This is a genomic window from Pontibacter aquaedesilientis, assembly GCF_014773225.1.
Taxonomy (GTDB): Bacteria; Bacteroidota; Bacteroidia; order Cytophagales; family Hymenobacteraceae; genus Pontibacter; species Pontibacter aquaedesilientis.
In genome coordinates, this window is sequence record NZ_JACXAJ010000003.1 from 175,805 (window position 1) to 195,737 (window position 19,933).

Here is a 19,933-nt window from a genome sequence, read left to right on the forward strand (position 1 = left end):
TGCTGATGTTAACTTCATGACTACTGAAAGAAACTAATCTCTCCAAAACACATGTCTAAAGTCTAGCATCTACGATCTAACATCTTTTTTACACCGTCTGCTGCGCTACCGGCTTTGGTTCGTAGTTCAGGTTGGGTGAGAGCCAGCGCTCCAGTTCCTCCTTGGCCATCCCTTTGCGCCAGGCAATGTCAGCCACCTGGTCCTCACCTATCTTGCCGAGGCCGAAATAGCGGGAGTCCGGATGGGAGAAGTATAGGCCGCTGACCGAGGATGCCGGATGCATGGCCAAATTCTCAGTCAGGATCACACCCGTTTCTTCTGCCTTCAGCAAGTTGAACAGTGTGATCTTTTCGGTGTGGTCGGGGCAGCCGGGGTAGCCGGGAGCAGGGCGTATACCTTTGTATTGCTCTTTAATCAGGCCCTCGTTGTCCAATTGCTCGTCCGGTGAGTAGCCCCAGAGCTCTTTGCGCACCTTTTCGTGCATGTGCTCGGCGAATGCTTCGGCCAGGCGGTCAGCCAGGGCTTTGACCATGATGGCCCGATAGTCGTCGTGCTCCGTCTCGTACTGCTCCAAAAGTTTCTCGATGCCGAAGCCAGCCGACACCACAAAGCCACCTATGTAATCGGCTATACCTGTTTCTCTCGGCGCCACAAAATCGGAGAAGGCGAGGTTGGGCACGTTTGCCCCTTTCTTGCCCTGCTGTCGCAAGGTATGGAACTCAGTCAGCACGTTTTCACGTGAATCGTCGGCGTATACGGCAATCGTATCGTCGGCCTCCACGTTGGCCGGGTAGAAACCTACTACGGCCCGCGCCTCAAGCAACTGCCTGTCCACGATCTCCTGCAGCATGGCCTGTGCGTCGGCAAACAGTTTGGTGGCTTCCCGCCCCAACTCCGGATCGTTCAGAATTTTCGGGTACTGCCGCTTGAGTTCCCAAGTATGGAAGAAAGGCGTCCAGTCGATGTAAGGGATGATCTTTTCTAAAGGATAGTTGGTGTATACCTTGTTTCCGGTAAAGCTTGGCTTGGTTACCTCGGTTGCCGACCAGTCTACTTTGTACTTATTGGAACGGGCCTCGGCTATACTTGCAAAGGCGCGGTCTTTGGTCCGGCTCAGGTGATCTTCCCGCAGTTTCTCATATTCCGCCTTTATTTCAGCGATGTAGCTGTCGCGGTTGCTGCCCAGCAGGTTGCTGACCACCGTCACGCTGCGCGAAGCGTCGTGCACATGCACCACCGGGCCACTGTACTGCGGCGCAATCTTCACGGCGGTGTGTACCCGGGAAGTGGTAGCGCCACCAATGAGCAACGGAATCTTCATGCCCCGACGCTCCATCTCCTGCGCCACGTACACCATCTCGTCCAGTGAAGGCGTGATGAGGCCGCTCAGCCCAATAATGTCCACCTGCTGCGCCTGGGCCTCTGACAAGATCCTGTCCAGCTGTACCATCACGCCCAAGTCTATTACCTCGTAATTATTGCAGGCCAGCACCACACCCACAATGTTTTTGCCGATATCGTGCACGTCGCCCTTCACAGTGGCCATCAAGATAGTGCCAGCCGTTGACTTAGAGGTGTCGGAGGCCAGCTTCTCCTGCTCCATAAACGGCAAAAGGTAGGCTACTGACTTCTTCATCACACGGGCGCTTTTCACCACCTGCGGCAGAAAAATTTTGCCAGACCCGAACAAGTCGCCCACCACTGACATACCTGCCATCAGCGGCCTCTCGATCACATCCAGGGTTTTCGTGGCTTTCTGCCGGGCTTCTTCGGTGTCCTCGTCTATGTAATCGACTATACCGCGCACTAAGGCATGCTTCAGGCGTTCTTCTACCGGAGCTTCCCGCCAGGTGTTGTCAGCGGCGGTGGCTGTCTTGCCTTTCCCTTTGATCGTGTCGGCGTAGTTTACCAGCTTCTCGGTTGCGTCGGGGTGTCGGTTAAAAATCACGTCCTCAATCAGGTTGCGCAGCTCGATCGGCACCTCTTCGTAAATGCCCAGCATACCGGCGTTTACGATGCCCATGTCCATACCTGCCTGCACGGCGTGGTACAGGAACACGGTATGCATGGCTTCCCGCACCAAATCATTGCCCCGGAAAGAGAAAGACAGATTACTTACACCGCCGCTCACCTGTGCATGCGGCAAATTGGCTTTTATCCACTTTACCGCCTCCAGGTAGTCGATCGCGTAGTTGCTGTGCTCCTCTATACCTGTGGCAATGGCCAGAATGTTCGGGTCGAAAATAATGTCCTGGGGTGGGAAGCCTACTTCGTCAACCAATATGCGGTAGGAGCGCTCACATACCTCGATGCGCCGTGGCAGGGTATCGGCCTGGCCCTGCTCGTCAAATGCCATCACTACTACCGCCGCTCCGTACTGACGCACCTTGCAGGCGAGTTTCCGGAAGATATCTTCACCTTCTTTCAGGGAAATGGAGTTGACAATGGATTTGCCCTGCACGCACTTCAACCCGGCTTCGATCACACTCCACTTGGAAGAGTCGATCATGATGGGCAGCTTGGCGATATCGGGCTCGGATGCGATCAGGTGGAGGAAGTCTGTCATGGCCTGCTCTGAGTCGAGCATCCCTTCGTCCATGTTCACGTCGATGATCTGGGCACCACCCTCTACCTGCTGGCGGGCAACCGAGAGGGCTTCTTCAAATTTGCCATCCACGATCAGGCGGGAGAATTTCCTGGAGCCCGTGACATTGGTACGTTCGCCGATATTTACAAAAAGCGTATCTGCTGTGATGGTGAGAGGCTCGAGGCCGCTGTAGCGGGGGAGAGGGGCTACTGGAGTGGGAACGTGCGGTTTATACTTTCGCACTAAGTCTGCGATTACTTTGGTGTGTACTGGCGTCGTGCCACAACAACCACCCAACACATTTACCAGTCCCTCTTTCAGATACTCCTCCACAATGGCCCCCATCTGCTCGGCGGTTTCGTCATAGCCGCCAAAGGCATTCGGCAGACCGGCGTTGGGATAAGCGCTAATGTAACAGTCTGAGATGCGAGCCAACTCCTGAATATGTGTTTTGAGCTGACGTGCTCCCAGGGCACAGTTAAAGCCTACACTCAGAATAGGCGCATGCGAGATCGAATTCCAGAAAGCCTCCACCGTCTGGCCAGACAAGGTACGGCCGCTGGCATCGGTGATGGTACCCGATACCATGATCGGCAACTCTTTGCCGCCGTCGTTCACATGCTGCTGTATCGCAAAGAGAGCTGCTTTGCAGTTTAGTGTGTCGAACACCGTTTCCACCAGCAGCAGGTCTGCCCCACCGTCCACCAAACCGCGCACCTGCTCGTAGTAGGCTGCTACCAGCTGGTCGAAAGTGATGGCACGGTAGCCGGGGTTGTTCACATCGGGGGAGAGGGAAGCAGTGCGGTTGGTTGGGCCGATGGCACCAGCTACGAAGCGTTTGTGTGCCGGATCTTTCGCCTCTACTGCATCAGCGGCCTCACGGGCAATTTTCGCCGATTCGTAATTGAGTTCATACACCACATGCTCCAAACCGTAGTCTGCCATCGCAATGCTGGTACCGCTGAACGTATTTGTTTCAATAATATCAGCGCCGGCTTCGAGGTACTCAGAGTGGATAGCTTTGATAATGTCAGGCCGCGTGATGGAAAGCAGGTCGTTGTTGCCTTTGAGGTCGGATGGATGGTCCCTGAAGCGCTCACCACGGAAATCGCTCTCCGAAAGCTGGTATCGCTGGATCATGGTCCCCATGGCTCCGTCGAGCACGAGCACACGCTCCCGCAGCAAGTTATAAATCGGATGGGTTTTGGTCATGTTTGGTGTCCCCTCTTTGTTAAGTCTACATATGCGCTTATCAAGAAGGACACCCCAGGCAGGATATACTCTCTTATCTTCTCCCAGCCAAGGTATAGCTGAGAAGGGAATTAGCACCAGGCTGATACAAGGTTGCTAAGACGTCATAGGGCCCAATCCCTCGGTCTTTCTTGATAAGAAGCTGTAAAGGTAAACACTTATCCGCAAAACGCGAACTTTTGTTTCACCAGAATATAATTATAGAAAGAGCATGGCAATAATCAATTGTCCATAAAACAGAAAGGGACACCAAAAGTGTCCCTTTCCTAAAAGAGTTTAATTGTTTTCACGCTATAACTCTTTATATCTTCTTTTACGGCATTCCCGCCCCTTGGTTGACCTTTGGGTGTTTAATTCTTGCTATACCTTAAAAATAAAAGGGGCTGCCATGGCAGCCCCTTTTATTTTTTCAAGCCCGGAGGCCTGTCGTATCGTCAGAATTAGGCTTCTGCTTCTACTTTAGGCAATACAGAAACGTATGAACGGTTCTTCACGCCTTTTTTGAATTGAACTACACCGTCAACCATAGCGAACAGTGTGTGGTCTTTGCCCATACCCACGTTCTGACCTGGGTGGTGAGCAGTACCTCTTTGTCTTACAATGATGTTACCAGCGATAATGTCCTGGCCACCGTAAATCTTAACACCAAGTCTTTTGGAATGTGACTCGCGGCCGTTATTAGAACTACCAGCTCCTTTTTTGTGTGCCATTTTCTTTACTGTTTAATCAGGTTGGCAAGCCAAGCCCGAAAAGGTTTTACGTTTAATTTCTTCTTACTGCTTAACCAATGCTCTCGATCAGGACCTTCGTGAAGTGCTGGCGGTGGCCATTCTTCTTGCGGTATCCTTTTCTTCTCTTCTTTTTGAAAACGATCACTTTGTCGCCTTTCACGTTGCCAAGGATTTTTCCAACCACTTTAACACCGTCAACGAAAGGAGCACCTAATTTTACAGTGCCGTTATCATCAGTAAGAAGAACATTGGTGAACTCAACGGCGTCACCATCATTGCCGGAAAGCTTGCTAGCGTAGATGAACCTTCCGGCCTCTACCTTGGTCTGTTGACCTGCGATTTCTACAATTGCGTACATCAGCTTCAATGTATGTTTATGAAAATTTAAGTCTGCAAAATTAGTGGTCTAATATTTAATATGCAAATCATTGTTTCTTAATTCTTTCTGTTTTTTCAACTGTCATGCACAACCATGTGGATAACGGTGTTGACATCTGTGGACAAATTTTTCGCACTTACTCAAAACAGCCACAACACCTTAAACAGCAGAATCTTGCCACAAAAATCATTGAATTAAGTTTTCCACAACTAGCTGCGCCTCTCAGGGAAAACAGACACCGGACCCAGTCTACCGCTTCAACCTTTTTGGATTTTACACGCACCAAAACTGCCTAGCCCCTTGTTTAAACACCCAACCCTTGCACTTTTCGGCACTTAACAGAGAATTAATAGTTTCATTATTATATTTAAACAATTATATATGTCAACAATTTCATGTTAATAAGCCTGTTGATTTCAGGGTAAAAACCGGACAATCAAACACTTAACGGAGTGTTAATAAATTGAACAACTTTAGCCCGCCGTTTCAAGTTCTTATCACTATATTTGAAGACCTGTTACCTTACGGCCACTCGCCAAATGGCACGGTGAGCCTTAAGCCTGACAACTATCATAAAACAGTAACGAAGTGTCGCTGTTAGTTTAAATAACAATAAAGTTTACGCGCATGGAGCCCATACTACAAGAAAACCCGAATCGCTTTGTTTTATTTCCGATACAGCACGACGAGGTGTGGCAGATGTATAAAAAGGCAGAAGCCAGCTTTTGGACCGCTGAAGAGATAGACCTTTCGCAGGACCAGAAAGACTGGGAGAACCTGAATGACGGTGAGCGCCACTTTATCAGCCACGTACTGGCCTTCTTCGCCGCTTCCGACGGCATCGTAAACGAGAACCTGGCCATCAACTTCATGCAGGAGGTGCAGCTTCCGGAGGCCCGCTGCTTCTATGGCTTCCAGATCATGATGGAGAACATCCATGCCGAGACTTATTCGCTTTTAATTGACACCTATATAAAGAAACAGTCTGAGAAGGACTACCTGTTCAATGCGCTGGAGACGGTGCCTTGTGTGAAGAAGAAGGGTGAATGGGCATTGAAGTGGATCAACAGCGAGAACTTTACAGAACGCTTGATTGCATTTGCGGCCGTGGAGGGCATTTTCTTCTCGGGTTCTTTCTGCTCTATTTTCTGGCTCAAAAAGCGTGGCCTGATGCCAGGCCTGACCTTCTCTAACGAACTGATCAGCCGCGACGAGGGCCTGCATTGCGATTTCGCCTGCCTGATTTATTCTATGCTGAACGAAAAGCTGCCGGAGAGCCGTGTGCACGAGATCATCCGCGATGCGGTGACGTTTGAGCAGGAATTTGTAACAGACGCGCTGCCGGTTGACCTAATCGGCATGAATGCCAAACTGATGAGTCAGTACATTGAGTTTGTGGCCGACCGCCTGCTGGTGTCGCTGGGCTGCAGCAAGATCTACAACGCCACCAATCCCTTCGACTTCATGGAGATGATCTCACTGCAGGGCAAAACTAACTTCTTTGAGAAACGCGTAGCGGAGTACCAGAAGGCCGGCGTAATGGGCGACAAAGACAAAAACGTTTTTTCGCTCGACGAAGACTTTTAAGAAACTGAAATACTTAGTAGGTTTAGGGAACAATAGGAGCAGCACATCCGGTCTGCCCCTTCCTGAATTACCTTTTATGATCCGGGCGCATCAGGTATAGCCATCCATGCCATACCTTGAAGCAGCGGAATCTATACCTGGCAACAACCGCCATCCGGGGCAGTCGCCCTGCCATTTGAGAAAGCATTTGGCTTTACCTGTTAAAGTATAGTATTTCAACGGCTTAGGCACCTATGTGCGTATTAGCCTATGTAAATATTAGCATGTATCAACCTGCTGCGTCGGCAGTGGTCCTATTTATACCTATACCTAATAATCAACCCGGGCATTTGACACCCGCTAAATGTATACGCTATGTTAGTAGTTAAAAGAGACGGCAGACGCGAATCCGTTAAATTCGACAAAATTACCGCACGCATCGAGAAGCTGTGCTATGGTCTTCACATGGACTATGTGTCGCCGATTGAGGTGGCCAAAAAAGTAATTGACGGGATTTACGACGGCGTAACGACCATTGAGCTGGACAACCTGGCCGCCGAAACGGCAGCCTCGCTTACCACCAAACACCCTGATTACGCCGTGCTGGCGGCCCGTGTAGCCATCTCGAGCCTGCACAAGGTAACAAGCAAGTCGTTCTCCAACACGATGAAGCGCCTCTATACCTACGAGGACCCGAAAACGGGCGAGAACGCTTCGCTGCTGGCAAAAGATGTATATGAGATCATCCGCAAGCACGCCGCTACGCTGGACTCGACCATCATCTACGACCGGGACTACAACTACGATTATTTCGGATACAAAACGCTGGAGCGCTCTTACCTGCTTCGCCTCGATGGCAAGATTGTGGAGCGCCCGCAGCATATGTTGATGCGTGTGGCCGTGGGTATCCATAAGGAGGACATCGAATCTGCCATCGAGACTTATAATCTCATGTCTGAGAAGTGGTTTACGCACGCCACACCAACATTATTCAATGCCGGCACGCCAAAGCCGCAGCTGTCTTCGTGCTTCCTGCTGGCCATGAAAGACGACAGCATACCAGGCATCTACGACACCCTGAAGCAATGCGCTCAGATCTCGCAGAGCGCCGGCGGCATCGGCCTGAGCATACACAATGTGCGTGCGACGGGCTCATACATTAAAGGCACCAACGGAACGAGCAATGGCATCATCCCGATGCTGAAGGTGTTTAACGACACGGCCCGCTATGTGGACCAGGGCGGCGGTAAGCGCAAAGGTGCTTTCGCGATATACCTGGAGCCTTGGCATGCCGATATCTTCGAATTCCTGGACCTGAAAAAGAACCATGGCAAGGAAGAGAACCGCGCCCGTGACCTGTTCTACGCTCTCTGGACGCCAGACCTGTTCATGAAGCGTGTGGAGGAGAACGGCGACTGGAGCCTGTTCTGCCCGAACGAAGCACCGGGACTTGGCGATAGCTGGGGCCAGGACTTTGAGCGTCTCTACGAGAAGTACGAGCGTGAGGGCCGTGCCCGCAAGACCGTGAAGGCGCAGGATCTCTGGTTTGCCGTGCTGGAGTCGCAGATCGAGACTGGTACGCCGTACATGCTCTACAAAGACGCGGCCAACCGCAAGAGCAACCAACAGAACCTGGGCACCATCAAGAGCTCTAACCTCTGCACCGAGATCATGGAGTATACCAGCGAAGACGAAGTTGCCGTGTGTAACCTGGCTTCCCTGGCGCTGCCACGCTACGTGAAAGAGGAAAACAACCACAAGGTGTTTGATCACCAGAAGCTGTTCGACGTGACCTATCACGTGACCATGAACCTGAACAAGGTAATTGATATCAACTATTACCCAGTACCTGAAGCCCGCAACTCCAACATGCGCCACCGTCCAATCGGATTAGGTGTGCAGGGACTTGCCGATACCTTCATTGCGCTGCGTATGCCATTCGAGAGCGAAGAGGCCCGTGGTCTGAACAAGGACATTTTTGAGACGATCTACTTCGCTGCCATGACAGCCTCCAAGGATCTGGCCAAAAAGCAGGGTGCTTACGAGACGTTTAAAGGTTCTCCGCTGTCCGAAGGCAAGTTCCAGTTCGATATGTGGGGTGTAACACCTGACAGCGGACGCTGGGATTGGGAAGAGCTTCGCCAGGAAGTTGTAGAGCACGGTGTGCGCAACTCGCTGTTGGTAGCGCCAATGCCGACGGCTTCCACTGCGCAGATCCTGGGCAATAACGAATCGTTTGAGCCTTATACCTCTAACATATACCTACGCCGCGTGCTTTCAGGTGAGTTCATGATCGTGAACAAGCACTTGCTGAAAGATTTGATCGGCCTGGGTCTATGGAACGACAAAATGAAGCAGGATATCATTGCAGCCAATGGCTCGGTACAGGATATCCCGAACATCCCGCAGAACATCAAAGACCTGTATAAGACGGTATGGGAAATCAGCCAGCGTACGGTCATCGATATGAGTGCTGACCGTGGCGCGTACATCTGCCAGAGCCAGTCGCTGAACCTGCACGTGCAGAACGTGAACTTCGGTAAGCTGACCTCCATGCACTTCCACGCCTGGAAGAAGGGCCTGAAAACAGGTATGTATTACCTGCGCACCAAAGCCGCTGTAGACGCCATCAAGTTCACGGTGGAGAAACAAGCCGCCGAGACCCTGCAGCCAGTCTACAACCAGCAAGACCAGAATCGCAGCGACATGAGCTGCTCCCTGGACAACCCAGACGCTTGCGAAGCTTGCGGATCGTAGATTTACAAATTTTCATAAAAAAGGAGAGCTTAAAAGCTCTCCTTTTTTATGAAAATTTGTTTTCAAATAAATTTTTGATTCCTTTGTAAAAGAAAAAGGAGCTTCAGCGGTAAATGAACCGCTTCCACTCCTTATCTCCCAAGATAAGACTGTGAATCAAGGTTAATGGGACCCCTTCATCCAGTCACTGTATTCACTTGCAGTTTTTACTTGGTAGCGCGCTTGAACGCTTATTGTAGGCTAGCTCTTCCCAGCTAGCCTATTTTATTGCCTATTTACTTCATAGATACTATCTTCTGATACCTCATCTGATACAGGAAAGTGTTCTTTGAGGAGAACATCTTGTTTATTATGCTCCTTGACCCAAATAGGTAATCCCCAATATGTGTTAGCGAAATTGTTATTAAACTTTACATTAACAACCCTACCCTGATTCTTCAGCCTTCGAACTACACTAATAATACCTTCAGTACTTTTTGAAGTATTTGTTTGATTGATGAATATAGCAGCAAAGTCGTTTATTTTTACAAATCGACCTATACGCTCAAACACTTCTACCACTTGATCATCAAAAGATAATTTCGCGGGAAGTAGAATATCACTAAAAAGGTTATTTTGCTTTATAGAAGAAGTAGTTCTCTTGTCTGTAGTAACTGACACATCAATAGACCTATCTCCAATACTTCTTTTTAGATCAGCGATGACAAAGTCATAGTGCTTCACTTTTTCTAATAGCTCATCCCTTTTCAAGATTAACTGATTAATGAAGTCTAAGGTCTCTTTATTGCTGTCCACTCTGATATATTTCACTGATTACCTTTCAAAGGTAATTGAACTAATTGTAATCGCCAAATGAATATATGATTTTTTTCAACGATTTCAATAAGGGGAACAAATATAATCACAACAACTATCTATATGCCTTATTATTAACACTTTACAAAACAAAATACCCGTTGGGTTCCTTGTATTTTTATTAAAGGCACGAACAAGCCTAATATTTTATAAGTTTAAATACTGAGATAAATCCAATGCTTATTAAAGCCCTTGAAGCAACGACGGATTACGAATATAGACTCTATGATACACTTACCAGCTCTAACAGAGATATAGAACCACTTAAAAGATACTCCTAAAGAAATTATTAGTGTTAAAGATACTAATAACACAAGTATAGATATAACTAATGACGCAATTGGCTATTAAAGTAAATTGTCTCTAAAGAGAGAAAGTGAAGATCTATAGGAAGCAAAACACAGAGGGCTTTAAGGAGGAAAGCAGTAAGGACAACTACTGCACAACTCCGGCTTCTACTCTCTCACCTCCACCGAATTAAAATAAAGCGTAGTGCTCCCTCAAATCCAGAATCAGTCTCTAAAATCACCCACATGTTACGATTGCTGTCGGTAGTGATGGAGATAGGGCTCTATAAGTTATCGCGACGGATAAGCTAGAAGCGGAAGTCCTCGTCAGGTATATCGATGGTCCAAATACCTACAGAACTGCACCGCCCTGAGATATCATCATTTGCCCAATATGTCGGGGACAGGGGAACTTAAATAGCGAGAAGTATTTACCAGTAATACCACCAAAAGTAAAGATTTATCGCCCCTGAGAAAAATATTTCGCTGTAACTAAAAACGGTTAACTAAGGTCAATCATCGGCGTTGTGGTAACCCCTACACCTCCTCCATCAACCACGCCATAGCCTCCCGCTTATCAATAAAGTCGCGGAGGACGAGGTTGAGGTCATAAGTGTATCCCTTGTTAATCATGAGTTCAACGGCCTCCCGGTTGTTCTCATATTGGGAAGGTATACGGGCAAGGCGTAGCAGCGAGCTGTGCGCCATACGGGGCACGTGCACCTCCAGGCTCCATTTCAGGTCGGCGGGTGCTATGGTTCCCATCATACGGTCGTCGGCAAGCCACCTGGTCAGGGAGAAGCGGTTGATCATTTCCAGGCAAAGCAAATAGGCCTCTCTTAGCTCTGACCCATGCAAGCGGCCATTCCATTCGGCCATGCCTAATCGAAGTGTCTTGTCGTAAGATAACCTTACAAAGTTGTTTTGAAAGTAAAGTTGCATTCGGAGCACCTTCAACTAAGGTGGACGTTAAGTAGTGAAATTGTTACTGGTGTGCGGCTGGCTTTGATAAACAACAAGAGCCGAATGCTACACTAAGCCTGGCGCTGCACCAAAAGGGGAGCATTCAGCCAGGCTATGGCCGCTTCTTTGTCATCAAAGTCCATAAGCTCCATGTCACCCAAGTTATCGGCACGTTTGATAATCTGCGCAACAGCCATCTTGTTAAAAAGGTCTTCCGAAACAATAGAAGCATTCCGGCGAAGCGTGCTTGCTGCCAAGCGTGGTATGACGCTATCCACAATCCAATCCTGATCTGCCTGTCTGATCGCTCTGAGTTTTCGGTTGTCAGCCAGCCAACGCAGCAGCCTGTGTTCCTCAATCAGTTGAAGACATACCTCCACTGCATCCCGCAGATCGGAGCTACTCAGGAAACCATCCCAAATGGCTATACCTAAGCTCATGTCTTCATCATAAGAAATGGTGACAACATGATTCTGAAAATAAGTTACCAGCATAAAGTTATAGTCGAGTAGGCTTTACTAGGGTCGCAAATATAAGCACTTACGCTATACTCACAATATCCAAAATTGTACTTTTACGAATAGAGTGATTTTGCTGGATAACAGCACAGGGATGGCAACAGCAAAGCAAAAGGTCTGTCGCAAATATAAGCACTTACGCTATACTCACAATATCCAAAATTGTACTTTTACGAATAGAGTGATTTTGCTGGTTAACAGCACAGGGATGGCAACAGCAAAGCAAAAGGTCTGTCGCCAAACAGCTTTGCCAAGGCGATGTGCCTTATCAAAGTATATGCTTACCAAACTGTTCTTGTAATATAGCTCAAACATATGGCACAGTAGCTCTTCAGCCTGCTTACATGCAAATTATCGCAGTAGAAACTGAAATCAAAAGGCCTTGGCGACACCGCCAAGGCCTTTTGATTTTAGTTGAATTGTTTTTGCAGCAAGTCCCGTGCAGGATTCTACTCTACGGGCGCTGTACTGGTAGCCGCCACAATTACGACACGCCTGTTGCGCTGACGCCCTTCAGGTGTTTCGTTAGAAGCAACAGGCCGTGCCTGGCCGACCGCTACAACTGACATACGTGACCCATCAATAGCTGTGTTGCTCTGCAACCAGTTCTTAACGGCATTGGCTCTTTCTTCGGCCAGTTGCTTGTTGTAAGCGGCACTCGCTGTAGAGTCTGTGTGCCCATAAATGCGGATAGGCCCCCGGGTGCTTAGGCTATTAATGGACTCTGCGATACTTCTAAGTCTATTCTCAGAGCCTGCCCGAAGAGTTGCCTTGTCTACATCAAAAAGAATTTTTTCGTCCATACTGTAAATCGTGTAGCCTGTGGTGCCACGTACCTCCACGTCCTCATCCTTCACCTTCTCATCACGCATGGTAGGGGCATTGTAGTCCACGTTATCCCAGAAGCTTTCCTCCACGCGTATAATTTCTGCGCCATCTGCCTGTGTTACCCCGGGCAAGTCCCCATACATCACAGCGGTGTCTGCTGAGGCCATCTCTTGTATATCTTCCGCACTATCCACTCTTTTATCTGTTTCGCTGCAGGCACTCAAAGCGGCAAAACCTGTAAGAGAAACAACAATCATGATTTTTTTCATAGCATATCTTCCGTTTAGTAACCATAAAAGTTACGCACTTGCTACCTATTCGTTCGGGATAAAATCTCATGTTCCCTAAATGGGACTTACTAAAAACAGAAAAGACCGGTGGTTGCCGGTCTTTTCTGTTTTTAGCAAAAGGCTTTTATTTACTGCTTCACAAAGCGGATTGTTTCTTTTTGCATATCTCCCTGTATAGTTACAAAGTAGATGCCGCTTTTCAGCTGGTGTACAGGCAATACAAGTTGCTGATCAGTCACACGCTCTACCAATGTTACCTGCTTACCAGTCATATCTGTTACCAACACATTTGTCTTTTCACCCGTTGTACCCAGCTTCACGGTAATTTCGCTAGAGGCAAGTGTTGGATAAACCGAAGAAGTGGCAGCCATCTCCAGGTTCAAGGCTATCGTTTTAGAGTACTCAAACTCACCATTAAAGTCCATTTGCTTCAAACGGTAGTAATTTGTGCCATTTACCGGGTTTTTGTCAGCGAAGCTATAGGTGTTCAGCAAATTGGTAGTTCCTTTGCCCTTTACCTCTCCAATCGCCTTGAATATTTTTCCATCCTGGCTACGCTCGATTACAAACTTATCGTTGTCAATTTCAGATGCCGTGCTCCAGCTAAGTTTAACAGCACCGTTCTGCAATGCTCCTTTAAAAGAAACCAATGTTACCGGAAGCGGGCTGATCGTTACCAGTTTTCTCCAGGACAGGTTATTAATAGCTATACCTTGCTGGCCACTGCCGGCGTCGCTGTTTAGGTATCTTATTACAACACGCACCACTTCTTCCGAGAAAGTCACCTTCACATTGCCTTCAGTGGAGTTTGCAGGAACATCGCTAACCGACTGTCCTACTACGCCGTTTGCAGTGGTAAAACCGTTCATAGTCGTCGTCTGAACCTTGTTACGTGAAAGAGCTACAGTTCCACCAAAAGCATTAACACCTGTAATTACCAATCTGTCCAGAAACTGTCCGCCAACACGGTCTACATCAAAAAGCGTGAAAGACAGATCACTTACTGGTTCATTGAATTGGATCTGAATGTCAGTGCCATTCGTGTTGGTAGCACCTGTTTGCACCAGCGACAGCGATTGTTTTGGTGATTGGAATCGGGTAGTTACCAAAGACTCCGTCATGTTTACACCAGCGGCAGATGTTTTAGACAAAAATATCTTTACACCATCTTGAGAGTAAGGAGTTGCAGATCCTGGAGCAGAAACTACAAAAGGGTTTTCATTAAGTGGACGTGTGCCCCAGTCAAAGGTCGAAATCCCTTCTTCCGGCATACCTGTGATCGTGATATCGTCTATAGCGTAATAGTCCTGGTTTGTAGAGGGAGTTGTGATTTCCCAGCGCAATCTGATTTTCTCCGTTACCACGTTGCTGATAGGTAGCGTAGCGCTAGATCGGTTCCAGGTATTGTAAGTAGTACTCTGGCTTACAGTAACAGCTGTGTAAGTTGCTCCATTATCAGTGCTGTACGCAAGCTTTACAGGTACATTGTTAGCTTTTTGACCATTTGGTTGCGTACGATAGTCTATCCAACTAATAGCTATACCTGTATAACCTATTGTAGAGAATTTATTGTTAAGATACAGAAACTTAGTCTCACTAAGTTTATTAGACGGAATAGACCTTACGTGCATCTCTCCAGACGCAGTGCCAGTACTTGGGCTAGCGTCGCTATACTGCCAAGTTGTTGATCCTGGGTAGTTTGCGTCTCTGGTCATTCCATTAAAGTTCTCATGATAAACCGTTACCTGGGCTTGAACTGTAATTCCGAAGAATAACGATGCAATAATAAATAAGTAGATGTTTTTCATATAGAGCTTGTTTGACTACTTATATGAAAGAAGTATGCCAATCGAATTCTGCCAATAAAATTTCACTAAAATCCACTAAAGCAAATCCATTAAGATTTATATATATAATTTTATCATACTGAATACCAATAACTTGTTACACAAAACAGCCTTAAAAATGATTTCATTATTTATTCTCCATCCATTTGAGGGGAACTCATTATGAATGAAAAAATTCCTTTTATGGGAATTTTTTTACAACAATGGGAAAAATCTATATATGAAATAAAAGCGCTTCATTTTGATCCAATTTTCAGCAACAGTTTGGTTTGCCCTCTACTATAAGTATAGACAAAACGGCATGCTCATTTTTATGAAAATCTGCTCTGCAAGCCATTTTGTCACCTACATCCGTATAGGTTTCTCTCCTGGTCCCTTATATGCTGATGGCACTCATTTTGCAATGCATATCTTGGAAACTACAGATGAGAAAGCGATGAAAATCATAAAGGATAAAGAGTTTTTAAGAAGCATTTCACAGCAGATTGACTTACTCAACACAGTTGGCGGTGGCATTAGCGAGACCTATACCGATATAAGAAAAAACAAAAAGGGGGCGGTAATAGAAGTATGGGCTGCCGGAGTTAACCCAGAGTCATTCAGAGTGGTGCTGCACCAGAATCAGATCACCATTTTCTCGGTGTTGCAAAGCCTGGAAAACCCGGAAATGGCCGTCCCAATGTTCACCCGGATTTTTATGCTTCCGCCACAAGTTGACTTAAACCGCATCAAGGCGGTATACAAGGATGGTGAACTCAAAGTGAAACTACCGTTTCACGAGTCGACGTTAAATCCGCAGAAAATTGACATCAAACAGTTATAGAACTCCAAAAGCAATAAGGGCTACCATTCGGTAGCCCTTATTGCTTTTGGAGTGGAGCTATACCACGATGCTACACGAATCTGGCTTTGATGATTGATGTCAAGTAATCAAATACCTCTACTGTTTCTTTGTCGTAATTGAATACGTTGTACTGATCGGCTGTGGTCTTCATTACCCTGCAACCATTCTCGATCATCATATAAATAAGTTCGCGCAGCCTATAGGGGTGCCCGGCTAGGTTAAGAATGCATATGGCATCGCTGCTCTCCACTTGCAGAAACATGTGCTGTACTGCATTCTCATCAGTCATGTTAGTTGCTTCAGACATAGGTATTTTACTTTGGCTAATTATACCTAGAGCAAAATATTCATCAGAAAAGTGCCTCAGATGAGACTATAGTTTAAGGATTTTCCTGTGAATCGCCTCAGAACACAAGCAAAACTTATTGTCCTTATACCGTATGCCTGTTTTATCTGCGCGGGTGTTCTTTGCGCCAACCTACGACTAAAAAAATTCCCCATACCGGGTAAATAGGTGTAAACATGGCGGCCAGATGCATGTCTACGGCCACCGTGACCATAATTTGCATCAGGAGTGTTGCTATGGCTCCCCAAAAGGATATTTTGTAGTATTTGTTCCAACTTCCCATAACGCAATATAGAGCACGAGGCGGCCCTAAAACAAAATACCCGGCCTAAAGCCGGGTATTCATTATTCTGAACGCTTCCGCGCGCGATATCTTTTTTTCTACTATCAGCGGTGGATCGTCTTCTTTCGAAATTACAAGCGTGTAGTTGTTGTTGGTATCTTGATAGAAAATAAGCGTTTTCAGATCTTCGTAACCTATACTGAAGATCTGACGTGTTTTATCACCATAGTTGAAATAGTGATGATCTAATTTAACATTCTTCAATAACCTCATATCCCTACATTCATCTGTTAATTTAACGGACTATCCCGGTAAGATTGTTTCACTATATTATAGATGTGCAATTACTTTCTTATAATCTTACTATAAATTGCACTTTTTTTACCCAAACATAGGCCTTAAATACATTATCCTGCACATATATATAAATTATAGCACGCAACACGTTCTATACCTTACGCTTGGTACCTTGTGAAATATGTAAATGACATCCCTTTTTAAGGGTCAAACCATTTAATGTCGGCTGCCCGTCTCCTCAGGCTTATTTCGGCCTCCAAGTATATCGTGCGCAACCGACCGTGCAGTATCAAAATCAGTTATTATATTTACACACGGCCTAAAGCCGCGAGCAACCGGCACAACAGCTTTGCAAAAACATGCTTTCAGAGAAAGACACCAAAAACACCATTTCCGGGAAGGGTTTCATATCAAAGGCTATCACTTCTACAAAAACCTATAGTTATGGCTGCTAATGCCCGAAATCGCCTGTATGGGCTCTTATACTTTATTATCTTTGAGACAGTAGTGTTCTTCGGATTGCGCTACCTAGTCTCAGGAATGGGTCTGGACAACCAGTATCAGGCTGAGAATACGATAGTGCCAAACTGGGTGAAAGCCGTAACTTTTATCCTGCTTTATATTTTATGCGTACTGATAGCCATTGTACTGGTAAGCAACCTGGTGCCCAGCAAGCATCGGGGGCAGCTCATGACCTGGGTATACCTGGCGCTTGCCGGCATGCTGGTGATGTTGGCACTCATTTTTTAACAGACCGGTCAAGATATTACACGGATTGAATTTAGCTGAACTATTTACACATATGAACAAGTCTCTCTATACATTGCTGGCGGCCCTGCTGCTTTGCTTCAATCTTCAGGCACAGGATTACGACTATTCCCAACAGCGCCAGGGCAGGTATTTTGTGAAGCTCCGCAACGGGCAGGTGGTATATGCCAACAAGCTGCAGTACAAGTCGCCAATCTTCAAGCAGGACTTTTTCTTGCTGGATGATTCCCTAAAGTATAGCCCGGAAATGGTGGATGTTTACCAAAGCGATGATGGCTATTTCGCCCGTGTGGCAGCCGGCAACCGTTTTGATTCGTTTGCCAAGCGCGTTCTTGAGGGGCCGCGCATCTCCAAGTTCTACACCACCACCATCGACTACTCGGCAATGGGCTATAACCCGTACGGGTATGGCATGCCACGGACCAGCCGTCGCCGTATCTATTTCTTCTCGAAAGACAATGGCCCGCTGATGACCTTCGACCAGAATAACCTGGAGCAGGCGCTTGCCGATAATGCGTCGAGCATGGTGCTGTTGCAGCGCCATAAGCGGGAACGCGTTATCTCAACTGTAATGGGTATAGCCGGGGCCGGACTCCTGACGGTGGGCATTTTATCTTCTTCTCAGAGCTCAACCAACCCTAACTCCGTGAATATTTCGCCTGTTGTTTATGCTGGTGCAGGCCTGATCGCCCTCCCATTGGTGATGAACTTGTTCCGCAAGGACAAACTGACGCAGGCAGTGGAGGTTTATAATTACCAAATCAGACAGTAACATCATTCATTGCCACCGCTTTATGTTAAAGGGGTGGCAATGTAATCACCCCCGGAACAGAACCATGCAACATTTGCTGCTGCTTCATGGTGCCCTTGGCTCCGCAGAAACCCTTCAGCCGCTTCAGGAAGCACTTGCTCCGCACTATACGGTCCATACCCTGAATTTCTCAGGCCATGGCGGTGAGCCTTTGCCGCAGGCCCCTTTCCGGATAGAGCAGTTTGCTGCAGATGTGCTACGCTACCTCGATCGGTGCGATTTGCTACAAGTTGATGTGTTTGGATATAGCATGGGCGGTTATGTGGCGCTATACCTGGCGCTATATCACCCGGCACGCATCAAGTGCGTATTCACGTTGGCTACCAAATTCGCCTGGTCTCCCGAAACGGCTGCGAAAGAGGTTAAGCTGCTACAGCCAGAGAAGATACAGGAAAAAGTCCCTCAGTTTGCCTCCATGCTTGCGAAACGCCATGCACCAACCGACTGGCAGGACGTAGTACTGGGTACGGCAGACATGATGCAGCACCTCGGCCAACAACCCTTGCTCACAGCAGACACCTTACCCAATATTAATGCCCGGGTAAGAGTATGTGTAGGCGACCGCGATAACATGGTGAGCGTAGAAGAAACCTCCTGGGCTTTCCGTTTGCTATGCAACGGCAGCCTGCTGGTACTGCCTGATACCCGCCATCCCCTCGAAATGGCAGATACTAAGCGGCTACTGCAGGAGATCAGGCAATTCTTTGCCCCGCTTCCCGTTTAACCAATGTGCTACCACTATATCGACATACACTGTTATACCTATGCGAACACTTACCTATTACACCTTTCTTTTACTCCTCATCCTGTTGGTGGCAGGAAGTGCCTGTACCAGCACTAACCCTGCAATAGGGCAACGCGGCTACACCGAAGAAGGGAAGGCCTCTTATTATAGCAACAAGCTGCATGGCCGCAAAATGGCTAATGGCCAGCCTTATCACCGCAAAAAACTCACCGCCGCCCACCGCACCCTGCCGTTTGGCACCAAGGTGAAGATCACAAACCTGCAGACCCACAAATCAGTGAAGGTGAAAATTACGGACAGAGGCCCCTTCGTAAAAGGCCGGATCGTAGACCTATCGGAGGCGGCCGCCCGACGATTGGACTACATCAATGCAGGTATAGCACCCGTGAAAGTTAAAGTCGTGAAGCCTGCCCCGGCACGTTAAACTTCTGGCTAGCCCATTTAGCTTCAAAATAACACAACTTACTTACCCAGCCATTTTATTCACTAAATTATCCTACTCAATATTTGTTATTCTGCATAATTCAGCCTAGTTTTGGGTATGTTAAAAGAGTGGAGAACCGTTTCTATGGCAGCCTTTCTATCCGCCTTTCTATTGGTTGGACTGGTCTCGACGCCCTGCGCAGCGGTGTTGCATAATGGTTCGGACACATCTCAGGCGGCTGTAGAGCAAACTAAGGAAACCTCGGCAATTGCCTCTCCTAAGAATACCACAGCCCAACCGGCACCTCAGAAAAAGCAAAAGTCTATACTGGACGCAGAGGCACTGGAGAGTCCCTTCTCTTTTTTTAAAGATATGTCCTCCTCCGAGGAAGAAGAGAGTGAGATGAGCGCAAAATCAGGCGCAATTGTATTAGCCCTGAAGGTACTGGCGGCTACGCTGCTTTCCACCATCATGTAATTGAGCTTGCTCACTCCTTCAACTGACGGCTGATATTTTATCAGCTTTTTTTATGCGCTATACCTTAAGATGCAGACTC

Annotated in this window: 18 protein-coding genes and 1 riboswitch; of the genes, 8 read left to right on the forward strand and 10 right to left on the reverse strand. The window is 47.4% G+C overall.

The genetic code is table 11. From position 1 onward, the window contains the following. Positions 1-88: 88 nt before the first annotated feature. From metH to rplU, 3 genes are all read right to left on the reverse strand, one after another. The gene (gene metH / locus H9Q13_RS09205) at positions 89-3,799 is read right to left on the reverse strand and encodes a methionine synthase (RefSeq protein ID WP_191183504.1); all 3,711 of its coding nucleotides are present in this window, start codon (positions 3,797-3,799) and stop codon (positions 89-91) included. A 70-nt stretch (positions 3,800-3,869) separates the two neighbouring features. Continuing rightward, positions 3,870-3,979, reverse strand: a riboswitch (SAM riboswitch). 299 nt (positions 3,980-4,278) lie between these two features. Next, positions 4,279-4,548, reverse strand: a complete 270-nt coding sequence (gene rpmA, locus H9Q13_RS09210) for a 50S ribosomal protein L27 (protein ID WP_191183505.1) — start codon at positions 4,546-4,548, stop codon at positions 4,279-4,281. A gap of 70 nt (positions 4,549-4,618) precedes the next feature. After that, positions 4,619-4,927 (reverse strand): 50S ribosomal protein L21, encoded by a 309-nt coding sequence (gene rplU, locus H9Q13_RS09215; RefSeq protein ID WP_191183506.1) that lies wholly within the window; start codon positions 4,925-4,927, stop codon positions 4,619-4,621. Positions 4,928-5,575: 648 nt separating this feature from the next. Here rplU and H9Q13_RS09220 point away from each other — a divergent pair. Together H9Q13_RS09220 and H9Q13_RS09225 are read left to right on the forward strand one after the other, a co-directional pair. Continuing rightward, positions 5,576-6,535 (forward strand): ribonucleoside-diphosphate reductase small subunit, encoded by a 960-nt coding sequence (locus H9Q13_RS09220; protein WP_191183507.1) that lies wholly within the window; start codon positions 5,576-5,578, stop codon positions 6,533-6,535. 354 nt (positions 6,536-6,889) lie between these two features. Beyond that, a complete protein-coding gene (locus H9Q13_RS09225) occupies positions 6,890-9,271 on the forward strand; it encodes a ribonucleoside-diphosphate reductase subunit alpha (RefSeq protein ID WP_191183508.1) in 2,382 nt (793 codons plus the stop codon). Positions 9,272-9,535: 264 nt separating this feature from the next. On the opposite strand, the gene H9Q13_RS09230 is transcribed toward H9Q13_RS09225, so the two are convergent. The 5 genes from H9Q13_RS09230 to H9Q13_RS18195 all read right to left on the reverse strand — a co-directional run bounded on the left by H9Q13_RS09230 (position 9,536) and on the right by H9Q13_RS18195 (position 14,820). Beyond that, positions 9,536-10,021 (reverse strand): hypothetical protein, encoded by a 486-nt coding sequence (locus H9Q13_RS09230; protein ID WP_191183509.1) that lies wholly within the window; start codon positions 10,019-10,021, stop codon positions 9,536-9,538. Between the two features lie 929 nt (positions 10,022-10,950). Further along, on the reverse strand, positions 10,951-11,355 hold the full coding sequence (locus tag H9Q13_RS09235; protein ID WP_191183510.1) for a hypothetical protein: 405 nt from the start codon (positions 11,353-11,355) through the stop codon (positions 10,951-10,953). 92 nt (positions 11,356-11,447) lie between these two features. Continuing rightward, positions 11,448-11,870, reverse strand: coding sequence for an STAS/SEC14 domain-containing protein (locus H9Q13_RS09240; RefSeq protein WP_191183511.1), 423 nt, complete (start codon positions 11,868-11,870; stop codon positions 11,448-11,450). A gap of 473 nt (positions 11,871-12,343) precedes the next feature. Next, positions 12,344-12,991: an OmpA family protein gene (locus tag H9Q13_RS09245; RefSeq protein ID WP_191183512.1), complete on the reverse strand. Its 648-nt coding sequence runs from the start codon at positions 12,989-12,991 to the stop codon at positions 12,344-12,346. Between the two features lie 149 nt (positions 12,992-13,140). Further along, positions 13,141-14,820, reverse strand: a complete 1,680-nt coding sequence (locus H9Q13_RS18195) for a T9SS type A sorting domain-containing protein (protein WP_394367979.1) — start codon at positions 14,818-14,820, stop codon at positions 13,141-13,143. Between the two features lie 280 nt (positions 14,821-15,100). On the opposite strand from H9Q13_RS18195, the gene H9Q13_RS09255 reads away from it, so the two are divergent. After that, positions 15,101-15,682, forward strand: coding sequence for an Hsp20/alpha crystallin family protein (locus H9Q13_RS09255; RefSeq protein ID WP_224744184.1), 582 nt, complete (start codon positions 15,101-15,103; stop codon positions 15,680-15,682). 70 nt (positions 15,683-15,752) lie between these two features. On the opposite strand, the gene H9Q13_RS09260 is transcribed toward H9Q13_RS09255, so the two are convergent. Next, positions 15,753-16,010 carry a hypothetical protein gene (locus H9Q13_RS09260; RefSeq protein WP_191183514.1) on the reverse strand — a complete coding sequence of 86 codons (258 nt, stop codon included), beginning with the start codon at positions 16,008-16,010 and terminating at the stop codon, positions 15,753-15,755. Between the two features lie 142 nt (positions 16,011-16,152). Continuing rightward, positions 16,153-16,332 carry a hypothetical protein gene (locus H9Q13_RS09265; protein ID WP_191183515.1) on the reverse strand — a complete coding sequence of 60 codons (180 nt, stop codon included), beginning with the start codon at positions 16,330-16,332 and terminating at the stop codon, positions 16,153-16,155. A gap of 741 nt (positions 16,333-17,073) precedes the next feature. Here H9Q13_RS09265 and H9Q13_RS09270 point away from each other — a divergent pair. From H9Q13_RS09270 to H9Q13_RS09290, 5 genes are all read left to right on the forward strand, one after another. Then, entirely contained in the window at positions 17,074-17,379 is a 306-nt protein-coding gene (locus H9Q13_RS09270) for a hypothetical protein (RefSeq protein WP_191183516.1), read from the forward strand. Between the two features lie 52 nt (positions 17,380-17,431). Further along, on the forward strand, positions 17,432-18,169 hold the full coding sequence (locus H9Q13_RS09275) for a hypothetical protein (protein WP_191183517.1): 738 nt from the start codon (positions 17,432-17,434) through the stop codon (positions 18,167-18,169). 64 nt (positions 18,170-18,233) lie between these two features. Further along, positions 18,234-18,932, forward strand: a complete 699-nt coding sequence (locus tag H9Q13_RS09280; RefSeq protein ID WP_191183518.1) for an alpha/beta fold hydrolase — start codon at positions 18,234-18,236, stop codon at positions 18,930-18,932. A gap of 40 nt (positions 18,933-18,972) precedes the next feature. Then, positions 18,973-19,377 (forward strand): septal ring lytic transglycosylase RlpA family protein, encoded by a 405-nt coding sequence (locus H9Q13_RS09285; RefSeq protein WP_191183519.1) that lies wholly within the window; start codon positions 18,973-18,975, stop codon positions 19,375-19,377. Positions 19,378-19,521: 144 nt separating this feature from the next. Continuing rightward, on the forward strand, positions 19,522-19,854 hold the full coding sequence (locus tag H9Q13_RS09290) for a hypothetical protein (RefSeq protein ID WP_191183520.1): 333 nt from the start codon (positions 19,522-19,524) through the stop codon (positions 19,852-19,854). Positions 19,855-19,933: the final 79 nt, after the last annotated feature.